Here is an 11,095-nt window from a genome sequence, read left to right on the forward strand (position 1 = left end):
GTCCATTATGACAATTGGATTCAGACGTTTCAAACAATCTAAATATGATTTTGGCTGTTCCTGATTATCGTACATATCTCGCTCTAAGGGACGATTCAGAATGTTGTCCTTGCTGTTGAATGAGCTTGGAGTTATTACCAAAACCGATAAATGCGAAGTGCCAATAAATTGTTTTACAGCAGAAAGGTTGCCACCTTCATAAATAAAAGTCTCAATTTCTTTTTCTCTTTCGTTGGCATAGAAACTTTTGAAGTAATCTTTGGTGTCCTCTAAGTTTGTTTTTGTTCCTTCACGAATTGGGACTGTAGGAATAAGAACGATAAATTTTTTATAGCCAAAGTTTTTGCTGAGTTCAAAAATAGATTTGATAAACGTGAAGGTTTTACCTGTTCCCGTTTCCATCATTATGTCAATGTTTTTGTTCTCTTGAACCGGAAAATTGTATTTGTTCTTTTTGTGGTGTGCTGTCAGCACCTCACCAAAATCTGCTTTTTGGCGAAGTCTTTCAAAAAGACTAATAATGTTATTTACACAGTCCTCTTGATAGGCTTGTATTTCAAATTGAAACTGTTTTGTTTTTGTAGTCATTTATTACTTTTATTTTACAATTTCCAAAGGTATGTTTTTAATTAGCAAAGGTCTCAAATTATATATATCATTTTCAGTATTTATTCTATGTGTAGTTTTATAAGTATCCGTTTAGGCAGTTAATTTTTCCCCATTAAGAACAGATACTCCAAGTATTTTCTGTCACTATTAATCCATTCGTTTGTCCAACGCATTTGTCCCATTACATTTTTTTTGTAATCAATCTCTAATGCTCTTATCATTTTACCTGCCGAATTTATTATGTCAAATAGTTCCTCTTTAGTAGTCCTGCCGCTAGAACTATATGATAGTAGTATATAACGTGAGTTTGTTTCATTTATCAATTTTCTGATTGCTTGCATAGCAATAAAATGTCCATTTTCATCCTTTCTAAATTCTTCAAATATGGAAGGCGCAACTTCATCTCTTGAGTCTTCTCTGCGGTTTACTTTGCCAAATAATTTGGGTTTATCGTTTAAAATGACAGATGTCCAAATGTGATAATAGGAATTGTATCGGACACGGCTTGGAGGCATTTTCTCATTGTTAGATCCATATGGCGGATCAAAATAGGCTAAATCATATGTTCTGCCTTTTACCGTATCAAAAATATCACCTTTCAAAACAGTATTTTCCCTTTTGTTCTGAAATAGCATTGGAACTTTTAATTTCATATCGTTGTGTGACCTTGGTGACCAGTCTGCTAGATAGGCTGCGTAATGCCCTAAAGTGCTATCAACAGAATCTAATGCAAGAATGAGGCTTGTCAAGGCAACAGATTTTGTTACTTCATCTAAATTAAGATTATCTATCTCATTGCGAATAGCATCGAGTTTTTTTGTATTCTTTAATTGGAAAGGTCGTTTTTCTTTATTTTCAAGCATGCCACCGTAATACTCTGAAAACCAACCTTCGTAGCCTTTTATTGAGTTTAAATGGTCAATTAATTGTTTATATTCAGATGGTTTTTTAGTGTTCAGTAAATAGGTGCGTGCAAGTGTTTCTGACCATACAGAAATGTCGCTTGATGTTGTCTTGAATCCAGCTTGAGCTAATGCTTGCGAAACCCTTGTAGAGCCACTAAAGCCGTCTAGAACATTGTCTACCTCAATTTCTGAAATCATGTCAAATATGTAGGGTAGTATCTTGAGTTTTGAGCCTGCATACTTTATGCTTTCAGTTTTTGGGGTGTCAATTTTAGTATTACCCAATAGATATAGCATTCCACTCATTTTTTAGTTTTAAATTGTCAATGTCTTTTTGTAAAATTTCATTGGCTTCATTTCTATTGCTAAAAAACGGTGGGCAAGATAAATTAATTCCACTGTTTCTGTTTCTATAGTTCGTAAAATTTATAAGTTATCTCCTAAAATGAGTTTTGTTTATATCCATTGTTTTTTTGGTGGTGTATTTGATTTCTTTTAGTGGATGAGGGTGCCTATTTGTTTTCCGAGGATTATATTTTTTAAGTTATCTTCTTCATTGATGTCAAAGACAATGATGGATAGATTATCTTCTTGGCAGAGGGTAAAAGCTGTCATATCCATTACCTGCAAATGTTTATTGAGGACTTCTTGGAAGGTTATTTCTGAGTATTTGGTAGCGGTAGAGTCTTTTTCGGGGTCTGCTGTATAGATACCATCTACACGAGTTCCTTTTAGGACTACGTCTGCTTCTATTTCTTTGGCACGTAAGCTGGCTGCGCTATCCGTTGTAAAATAAGGGCTTCCGATACCTGCTCCAAAAAGAACCACTCTTCCTTTTTCTAAATGTCTTACTGCTCTTCGTCGAATGAATGGTTCTGAAACTTGCTCCATTCTGATTCCAGACATAAGGCGAGTGACCATTCCGTGGGTTTCCAAACTGCTTTGGAGCGCCATAGCATTTATCATGGTAGCGAGCATTCCCATAAAGTCTCCTTGCACCCTGTCTATTCCCATATTTTTAGAGAGATTTCCTCTAAATATATTTCCTCCGCCTATCACTACGGCTACCTGCACCTTCATATCCACAATTTTTTTTATTTCTACAGAATATTTGTAGAGAACTCGAGGGTCTATTCCATATTTCTGCTCTCCCATCAAAGATTCTCCGCTGAGTTTGAGAAGCACTCTTTTGTATTTCATGTTTTTTATGGTTTATTATAATGTGTTTTCTGTTTCAAAAATTATAAGAACTTGGTTTTTTTCTACATTTTCACCTGCTTTTATTTTTATTTCTTGTACTCTTTTTGTTTCCTCTGCTTTGATTACATTTTCCATTTTCATTGCTTCTATTACAACAAGAGGGTCGCCTTTTTCTACTTTTTGCCCTTTTTCGACTAGTATCTTTCCTAATAATCCATACATTGGGGATACAAGATTGGCGGAGTGCTTTGTGGCGGGGATGAATATATTATATTTTTTCAAAAAAGAAGCATAGAAATCTTTTATTTCTGCCTCAAATACGATTCCATTTATTTTCATTGTGACTAATGTATTATCTGCATTTGCTTTTATTATTTCTACATTGTAGCAAAGAGAATCTTGTATTATATGGAACAAATTTGGTTTTACTTCTACTATATCTCCGTCAAATATATTTGCATCTACTGTTATTTTTTTATTTACAGTATTTGCTTCTACAGAGAAGTGATGTTCTTTATTTATTATTATTTCTGTCATTGTGGTATGATTTTAAGGTGTTATTTTTTTATGTTATATTTTATTTGAAAAGAATAGAAACAGACATTCCGTAATAGAAATCTGTGGGAGATGCAGTATTTTGGATTTTTGGATAATACCGAATGCTGATGTTATCATTGACATCAAATTGACTGAGGTGTGCTGCAACGTGTGCATCTACAAGATTAAGAGCATATATGATGCAAAGAGTGAGTATCATATAATTACGCTGTTGCCGATAGGTGCTAACCTGAAGTTCTAAGTATTGGGTGCTTCTTCGGGTAAAAAATTTTACTGTGGTAGGGTCATTATCTCTTTCGGCAATGAGAGATGCTTCAAAATTGCTATATAACCCATTATAGTAAAAAGTTAAATAACCAAACACCGATATAGCTCCGTAGAGAATTGGAACTTTCCAATATTCTTTGTTGTAGCACTGTCCTAAACCAGGGAGGACAGCAGAAAAAATGAGTGCCTTATAAGGATCTGTATTGTGAAGGTTGCTGGTATCATTTGTGGGTAGAGAATCTGTTTGAGTATATCCTACAAAGGAGTTCAAAAAAAACAAAAGAAAAATATAATATTTAAACATCAAAAGAGAGTTTTTAGAGTGAATTCCATAGAAAGTTTTTTTATTGAAAGTTTTTTTGTGTGTTCAAAGCATTTATAATTTCTAAAACAGAGAGTTTATTTTTCCAGCTATCTACAAGTATTTGCATTTGTGTATCAGTGAATTTTAGAATTTTTTGAATGCTTAGATATGAGAATCCTTCATCTAACATTCCTAATCCCGATTCAACTGCTTTTTTAAGTTCTCCTTTTTGGATTCCAATTGCTTCTCCTTCACCAAAAGCGTAGTCAATGGTATTATAATAATCTCTATACGACTTCAAGCTTATTTCATAGTCATATATATCTTTTTCTCCGAACTTTGCAAGGGATGCTTTTTCAAATGCCTGACTAAAAATATCATCTCCTATAATGGTGGGGATGTTTTGAAAGTCCTCTAAATTTTTAATAAAATATAACCACTTGTCCAAACGGGTTGTAAGTTCTGTTTCTGTTTTTTTGAAATTAGGTACCTCGAGATATATGAAAGTTAACTTATCATAAAATATCTTACCGTTTTGATTCTTTAATTGAATGGTATGCACTACTTCTTTTTTTTCAGATTCTGTTTTGTAATCGTTAAAAGTAAAATCCAAGACCCCTATACAATATATTGCTTTTAAATCGAAGTTCCATCCTCCTTTTTCTGCTTGTTCTCTTATGGGAAAAGTGGAATAATAAATAGTTCTTTCTTTGAAATAATTTTGCTTTGCTTTTTGTATTTCTACAATAAATTTTTCTCCTTTCTCATTTTCACAGTAAATATCGTAAATGGATTTTCTGTCAACAAAGCCATGACCCAACTGTTCGGTATTCTTCAGTGTCAAATCCATTATCTTGTCTTCATTGGGCAGTAACGCATTCAAAAAGTCCATTAAAAGTGGCTTACTTGCTTCTTCTCCAAAGATTTTTTTAAACCCGAAGTCCGTAAAGGGATCTATATATTTTGCTTTCATGTTCTTGTTTGTCATTTAATAGATAAAAATAGAGTATAAAACAAAAATAAAAATATTTTTTATATGTATTAAAAAGAAGTATTCTGTGGTGATTTGTAGTATATAAAATAAGAAAGAACTTTTTTATATGTTCAATATTGTTTTATAAACTTCTGCATTTATTATTTTATTGGTTTCTATTTCACAGACGGAGGTATTTTTTTTCTTTAAAAAAAGGGGTATTTGCAAATGTAAAGATTCGGTATCTGTAATATGGAAATAGTTCATTTCAAAATGTTCGCATATTTTTTTTGCTGTTTTAGATTGGGTTGTTTCAAAATAAGGTTCTAGCTCCTTTAAATCTGAAGATTCGGGGATAATTCTAAAAATTTGCCCACCATGATTATTGAGCATAATTATTTTTAGGTTTTTAGGAATATATTCATTCCAAAAGGCATTTATATCATAAAAAAAAGCAATATCTCCTATTATTAAGATATTTTGCTCATCGGGGCTTGCTAAAGAAATCCCTACAGCGGTACTCATACAGCCGTCTATACCGCTTGTCCCCCTATTCGCAAAAACAGTAATCTGATCTGATATATCCATACTTATCAGATGGACAAGCCGAACTGACATACTGTTTGCTAAGTGGAGGTTGTATTTTCCTTGTATGTGTGATAACAAGAAAGCGAGAGCATTTATTTCATTAAAATCAGATTTTTTTAAAGTATTGTATATGGTGTGATGGATTTTTTTTTGTTTTTCTACAAACATTTTTTGGTAAGCACTGCTGGTAGAGGGGGGAAAATTCATATTTGATATTGTTTCAAAAAAATAAGAGGGCGCTACTCTTATTATGTGGGTAAGGGTTTGAAAAGTATCCGCTACGCTTCCTGTCTCTTGTATATGCCAATGCTGTTTTATAAGATGGGCATTTTTTCTCAAAAACAACTTTATTTTTTTGGAAAGAATGGATAATCCAAAAGATATAATAATATCAGGGATATAGGTATGGGGTTCTTTTTCTATAAAAAGTTCTGCGTGAGTAATGGTATTGATCAGAGTATGGGCATTAGAGGTAATGTCCGTTATTACTACAGCACCTAACTTATGAACGCATTCTTCCAAATAAATGGGCATCTCGGAACACTGCCCTATGAGTATCATTATTTTTTGAGAAGCATCGCATATATTTTTTTGCAGAAAGGATATTTGAGAAGCGGTAAGTGTTTTTTGTGTGGTCTCTTCTGTAATAATTTTTATGGTTTCAGAATAAGAAAATACTTCTGTTCTATGGGGATAAAAAGGTTCTCTTATAGGTATATTGATATGAACGGGGCTTGAGTCAGAAATACATATATTCAGGGCATCATTTATGATATAATGTGCATACCAAAGAGAATCTGTATGGTGATAAGAATCGGGAAAGGTATATGATTTTTTTATATAATTGGTATAAACGTTGTGTTGATTTATACTTTGTCCATCTTGTTGGTGGATCCATTCGGGAGGGCGGTCTGCTGTCAATACCAAAAGAGGAATATTTTTATAATATGCTTCGGCTATAGCGGGAGCAAAGTTTAATACTGCGGTCCCCGAGGTGCAAAATAACACTACAGGTTTTTTCTTTTTTTCTGCTATCCCCAGAGAGATAAATGCTGCCGACCTTTCATCGGAAATAGTATATGTCTGAAACCCCCCGTGTCTTACAAAAGCTAATACAATCGGTGCAGAACGAGAACCAGGGGAAAAAACTACGTCTCTTATTCCTTTCAAAAAACAGATAGATGCTATATCTAATATGGGTTGTATTATCATAAAAGGAATAATTCTTAATCTTACATTTATAAATTATTAAAAAACCTCAAGGATGTTTCATAAAAAAGAATAATTTTTTGTAAAATAACATTTTTACAAAAGTATTTGCATTCTTTTACAAACTTTCTATATTTTTACTTTATTTTTTTTAAAATAGAATAAAAACAATTCTTAAAAATCTAATCACATATTTATTAATTAACAGCTATTTAAAAAAACAATACAATGAGTAAACAAGGTTATATATACATTTTAATGAATCCATCTTTTCCTCAATATCTTAAAATTGGTCAAACAACAAGAACTCCCGAAGAAAGAGCTAAAGAACTCTATTGGCAAGCCAAAACAGGTATTCCAACTAGATTTGTGGAGGCGTATGAAGAAGAAGTTAGTGACTGCATTTTAGTGGAAAAACTTGTGCATACAAAACTTGAAAAAAACCACTGGAACAAAGAGTATTTTAATGTGCCATTAAAGGATGCTTTTAAAACAATACGAAAAGTTATTGAAGATTTACAGAAAGAGCAAAAACTTGATTTTTTAGACAAAACTGTAAAAGGTCCTCTTAAGAATAAAGAATGGTGGAATGAACTTAGTTTTGTTTGGCAACAAATATTTAGAAACCATCTTAATCTGTCTTATCAACCTAATGAATTAGATTTGTTTAGTGCAGTGCATAATATTATTAATCACTGCCAGGATACAGAACTAAGAAAACAAGTAGTAGATTTGATAGCGGATATATTATTTACTAAACGACTTACTAAATGGTATAATGAGATTTTGTCTCCCACCCAAAAAAAATTGTTTAATTCATATCTCCCGTACGAACTTGCAGAGCAGGAAATTGAGCAAATATTTAAACTCACCGAGATAAATTGTAGCAATAACAGGGCTGTTATTGATTTGAAACCTTTAGAAAAATTGTCTGAACTCAAAAAAATAGAGGCATCTAACACATCTATTTTAGATTTAGCACCTTTGAAAAACCTTGGTACATTAGAGGAAATTTGCATCACTAATACCCAAGTATATGACTTGAAACCCTTAGAAACATTACCTCGTTTGAAAAAAGTAACTTGGGTGCATGCACATTTGAGTAAGGAAGATGAGGAAGAAATTAAAAGGTTCGAGAATGAAACAAACCGTAAAGTTGACCATAAAAGTTTTTTGAGTCCGTATAATGCTGATTAAAAATCCATATACTTTTTTTCATACATACAAAAAATGTCAGACATCATTCATTACATACCACAAATCAAGGAAATAGAAACTCCTTTTTATTTTTATGATACAGATCTTTTAAAGCAAACCCTTGATGAAATACATAATACAGGAATATCAAGGGGGTATAAAATTCACTATGCTCTCAAAGCGAATGTTCATCCAGATATACTTTCTTTTATAAAAGATTCGGGAATGGGAGCCGATTGTGTGAGCTTTGGGGAAATCAAAAGAGCTCTCGATGCGGGTTTCCCCCCCCAAGAGATTGTGTTTGCAGGAGTAGGGAAAACGGATAAGGAAATACAACAGGCAATACATTCTCGTATATTCTGTTTTAACTGTGAGTCCTCTCAAGAAATTTCTATCATCAATCACTTTGCAAATGCCATGAATACCCCCTGTAACATTGCTCTCAGAATTAATCCTGATATTCAAACAGATACCCATCGTTATATTAGTACCGGAAGCGAAGAAAATAAATTTGGAATCTCTTTTCAAGAGGTCAGGCATATCATAGACACCATACATACCTACTCCCATATACATCTTATTGGAATACATGTTCATATTGGTTCGCAGATTCAGAATATGGAAAATTTTGTTAATCTCTGCAAAAAAATAAACGAAATACAATCTTTTTTTCAAGAAAAAAAAATAAAACTTGCTCTCATAAATGTAGGAGGAGGATTAGGGGTAGATTATTCTTTTCAAGAACGCATTCCTGATTTTAAGAGTTATTTTGATGTATTTCAAAAGCATCTCAACCTTTTTTCTCACCAAGAACTTCATTTTGAATTAGGAAGGTCCATTGTAGCGCAGTGTGGAACTTTGGTTTCTCGTATTTTATATACCAAAATGGGTGCTAAAAAACATTTTCTTATATTAGATGCAGGAATGAACGAACTCATACGTCCCGCGTTATACCAAGCAAAACACCTCATAGAAAATATTACCTCCAAAAGTGAAAGAAGCACCTGCTACGATGTGGTAGGTCCTATATGTGAAAGTAGTGATACTTTTCGAGAAAATATACTTCTCCCCGAAAGCATCCGGGGAGACATTATGGTGATACGTTCCGCAGGAGCATATGGAGAAGTAATGAGAAGTCATTATAATATCCGACAACAGAATGCAAGTATAATGAGTTATAAATTGATACCGTTGCGAATTAAAAACGCAAAAAACGAATATTTTATTTAACGAATACTATGGTCTTCAAGTTCATTGTATTGCTTGTAACGTTTTGCAGCTGGTAGATGTGGTGGATTTAGAAGCACTTGACTATCAGTAAAGCACAAAGCTTGATTTCAACTGAACCGCCACTTTTGGGTAGGTGCTGTTATGCCTTCGCCCTTCTTATTTTTGTTTTGATTTAATTGAGAATATGAGGGTTGCCTGTCAAGATATCAAGTCCGCAGTTTTTGAAATCTCTGTCATTTGTAAGTAAAACAAAATTGTTTTCAGAGCAAATAGATACTGTCGCTTTATCCACGAAATCAAGTTGGTCAACAATTAAAAAACCCTCAATATCACTTTTATTGAAAGACTTGCCAATGATTTTAAAACTACCAAGAATATAATTTTGAACTATTAAATAAATATCATTTATAACATCCTTTCCATCTTGACTATTTCTAAAGTCTTTGAATTTTTGATTTGCATTTAACTTTTGGTGTTCAATCCTCAAAACTCTGTTAACAACTTCTGAGATAACTAAAAAATCTACATAAAGATTATTTCCTTGTTTTCGCAAATTGTTAAATGCTCGTGCATAATTGGTTTCGTAGAAATAATCCCCTGTAGACCAAAACAGATATATTAATACATTGGCATCAACAAAAACATCCTTTCCAGAAAGATGTGCATAATCTTGTAATTTGTAATTCGTTGCCATTGATTAATCTTCTGTTATTTCATCAATACTTCTTTGCAATGCTTCGGGGTCTTTGTAATAAAGTTTTGCAGTCTCAACAACTCTTTTCAATGCAACTTTGCCTGAATCAGAAATTTCTGATACTTTCAAATTTTCTCTTATGTAATCTTCAGAGAAATCTTTGTAAAGTTGTCCAACAGCAGTATTTAAAAAAGCAGTTGTTAGCATTTCAATATTTTGGAAAGATAGATTAACCTTTTTATTATCCTTAAATGCTTTTACAATCAGTTCGAAAACCTTTTGACCATCCTCTGCTTCAACCCCGTAAACATCTCCGATTGTGTTTACAATGCTTATTGTTGTGTTTTCCATACTTTTAGAATATATCATTTATATCAATCTCACTTTTAAGTGAATAATTTTTGTTGTCATCTGTTCTGAATTGCAAATTTACAATAGTTCCTGGGAATTCCCCTTGAAACTCTTTTAGCGTTTCTCCATCAATGCCAAACTGGTAAAAACCTTCGTTACTAACAATTTGCATTTTTCCTTTGTTGACGTTTACAAATTCTCGTAATATAGCAAGTCCTAAACCACCTGAAATGCCTTCTTTAGTTGTTTTCTTTTCTTCAACAGCCCACTTGATTGCTTGCGTAGCTCGAAGATTCCTTCCAAATCGTCTATTAATTTTTTCCCTAAAACCAATTCCTGTATCCACAATAGTAAATTCGATTTTGTTTTTGGTTGGAAAGAACTGCCCGCAAGTGTATATGAACTTTGTCTCACTATGAATTTGTGCATTTACAAAAATTTCATAAATAGCTTCAACCATCTTTTCTTTTACACCCTTGGACATTTGAGGTAAATCTGTAATGTGTCCCTCAATTAGTTCCTCAATAACATAATTCTTAAAATATTTTCCATCTATAGGTTTTAGTTTTAGAAATTTAATTGTTGTATTATTTACGTCAACTGCTCTTTGCTTTCCAAAATATGTTAAGAAGTCATTTTTTAGTAAAATCGTTTCAATCTGTGGGTCTATGTAATCAAAATGAATGTCATTTAAGTTTGCCGTAAATTTGTCTAAAACTGCACCTAATGCAGCACTCATATTTGCAGCAAAGAAATGGCGAATTTCAAGGTGGATGTCCCCGAATAATTCATCTTTATGTGTCTCATAAAGCTGAATTAGGCTTTGAAAGCTTTCAAAAGTATTGTTTATAGTTATTAGCCTATTCATTTAGAATTATGAGTGAATATTATTGCAAAATTAAGTTTTATTGTCTTGAAAGTGTCAATAAGATAGTTTTGTTTCTTGCTAAGTATGTCTTTTAGGGTGAGGCATACCGAAAAATACTAAACGCAGGTGCAAGATTTGAAAG

The 11,095-nt window shown here is 32.7% G+C and carries 12 protein-coding genes; 2 read left to right on the top strand and 10 right to left on the bottom strand.

Annotated elements, in window-relative coordinates; all coding sequences use genetic code 11:
• From QM536_07980 to menD, 7 genes are all read right to left on the bottom strand, one after another.
• Positions 1 to 588 (bottom strand): DEAD/DEAH box helicase family protein (locus QM536_07980; GenBank protein ID MDI9356941.1); only part of this gene is annotated, 588 nt, incomplete at its 3' end.
• Between the two features lie 119 nt (positions 589 to 707).
• A complete protein-coding gene (locus QM536_07985) occupies positions 708 to 1,820 on the bottom strand; it encodes a DNA adenine methylase (GenBank protein MDI9356942.1) in 1,113 nt (370 codons plus the stop codon).
• A 189-nt stretch (positions 1,821 to 2,009) separates the two neighbouring features.
• Positions 2,010 to 2,714, bottom strand: coding sequence for a UMP kinase (pyrH, locus tag QM536_07990; GenBank protein ID MDI9356943.1), 705 nt, complete (start codon positions 2,712 to 2,714; stop codon positions 2,010 to 2,012).
• Between the two features lie 15 nt (positions 2,715 to 2,729).
• Positions 2,730 to 3,251 carry a hypothetical protein gene (locus tag QM536_07995; protein ID MDI9356944.1) on the bottom strand — a complete coding sequence of 174 codons (522 nt, stop codon included), beginning with the start codon at positions 3,249 to 3,251 and terminating at the stop codon, positions 2,730 to 2,732.
• Positions 3,252 to 3,291: 40 nt separating this feature from the next.
• On the bottom strand, positions 3,292 to 3,843 hold the full coding sequence (locus QM536_08000) for a DUF5683 domain-containing protein (GenBank protein ID MDI9356945.1): 552 nt from the start codon (positions 3,841 to 3,843) through the stop codon (positions 3,292 to 3,294).
• A gap of 40 nt (positions 3,844 to 3,883) precedes the next feature.
• Positions 3,884 to 4,816 (bottom strand): Rpn family recombination-promoting nuclease/putative transposase, encoded by a 933-nt coding sequence (locus QM536_08005; GenBank protein ID MDI9356946.1) that lies wholly within the window; start codon positions 4,814 to 4,816, stop codon positions 3,884 to 3,886.
• 123 nt (positions 4,817 to 4,939) lie between these two features.
• Positions 4,940 to 6,616 (bottom strand): 2-succinyl-5-enolpyruvyl-6-hydroxy-3-cyclohexene-1-carboxylic-acid synthase, encoded by a 1,677-nt coding sequence (gene menD / locus QM536_08010; protein MDI9356947.1) that lies wholly within the window; start codon positions 6,614 to 6,616, stop codon positions 4,940 to 4,942.
• A 225-nt stretch (positions 6,617 to 6,841) separates the two neighbouring features.
• Here menD and QM536_08015 point away from each other — a divergent pair, with 225 nt between their 5' ends.
• Positions 6,842 to 7,810 (top strand): GIY-YIG nuclease family protein, encoded by a 969-nt coding sequence (locus QM536_08015; protein MDI9356948.1) that lies wholly within the window; start codon positions 6,842 to 6,844, stop codon positions 7,808 to 7,810.
• Between the two features lie 33 nt (positions 7,811 to 7,843).
• Positions 7,844 to 9,040, top strand: a complete 1,197-nt coding sequence (lysA, locus tag QM536_08020) for a diaminopimelate decarboxylase (GenBank protein MDI9356949.1) — start codon at positions 7,844 to 7,846, stop codon at positions 9,038 to 9,040.
• A gap of 172 nt (positions 9,041 to 9,212) precedes the next feature.
• Here the strand turns inward: lysA and QM536_08025 are convergent, their stop codons facing one another.
• The 3 genes from QM536_08025 to QM536_08035 are packed head-to-tail and all read right to left on the bottom strand — an operon-like array spanning position 9,213 to position 10,953.
• Positions 9,213 to 9,734, bottom strand: a complete 522-nt coding sequence (locus QM536_08025; protein ID MDI9356950.1) for a type II toxin-antitoxin system VapC family toxin — start codon at positions 9,732 to 9,734, stop codon at positions 9,213 to 9,215.
• Positions 9,735 to 9,737: 3 nt separating this feature from the next.
• Positions 9,738 to 10,085 (bottom strand): STAS-like domain-containing protein, encoded by a 348-nt coding sequence (locus QM536_08030; GenBank protein ID MDI9356951.1) that lies wholly within the window; start codon positions 10,083 to 10,085, stop codon positions 9,738 to 9,740.
• A gap of 4 nt (positions 10,086 to 10,089) precedes the next feature.
• Complete coding sequence (locus QM536_08035; GenBank protein ID MDI9356952.1) at positions 10,090 to 10,953, bottom strand: ATP-binding protein; 864 nt, start codon at positions 10,951 to 10,953, stop codon at positions 10,090 to 10,092.
• Between the last annotated feature and the right edge of the window lie 142 nt (positions 10,954 to 11,095).

The organism is Chitinophagaceae bacterium (genome assembly GCA_030053935.1).
In the GTDB taxonomy this organism is placed as follows: domain Bacteria; phylum Bacteroidota; class Bacteroidia; order Cytophagales; family JASGCU01; genus JASGCU01.

Coding starts and splice junctions, on each gene's coding strand:
- QM536_08015 (MDI9356948.1), top strand. CDS start 6,842: ATGAGTAAACAAGGTTATATATACATTTTAATGAATCCATCTTTTCCT.
- menD (MDI9356947.1), bottom strand. CDS start 6,616: ATGATAATACAACCCATATTAGATATAGCATCTATCTGTTTTTTGAAA.
- pyrH (MDI9356943.1), bottom strand. CDS start 2,714: ATGAAATACAAAAGAGTGCTTCTCAAACTCAGCGGAGAATCTTTGATG.
- QM536_08025 (MDI9356950.1), bottom strand. CDS start 9,734: ATGGCAACGAATTACAAATTACAAGATTATGCACATCTTTCTGGAAAG.
- QM536_08030 (MDI9356951.1), bottom strand. CDS start 10,085: ATGGAAAACACAACAATAAGCATTGTAAACACAATCGGAGATGTTTAC.
- QM536_08000 (MDI9356945.1), bottom strand. CDS start 3,843: ATGTTTAAATATTATATTTTTCTTTTGTTTTTTTTGAACTCCTTTGTA.
- QM536_08005 (MDI9356946.1), bottom strand. CDS start 4,816: ATGAAAGCAAAATATATAGATCCCTTTACGGACTTCGGGTTTAAAAAA.
- QM536_07995 (MDI9356944.1), bottom strand. CDS start 3,251: ATGACAGAAATAATAATAAATAAAGAACATCACTTCTCTGTAGAAGCA.
- lysA (MDI9356949.1), top strand. CDS start 7,844: ATGTCAGACATCATTCATTACATACCACAAATCAAGGAAATAGAAACT.
- QM536_08035 (MDI9356952.1), bottom strand. CDS start 10,953: ATGAATAGGCTAATAACTATAAACAATACTTTTGAAAGCTTTCAAAGC.
- QM536_07985 (MDI9356942.1), bottom strand. CDS start 1,820: ATGAGTGGAATGCTATATCTATTGGGTAATACTAAAATTGACACCCCA.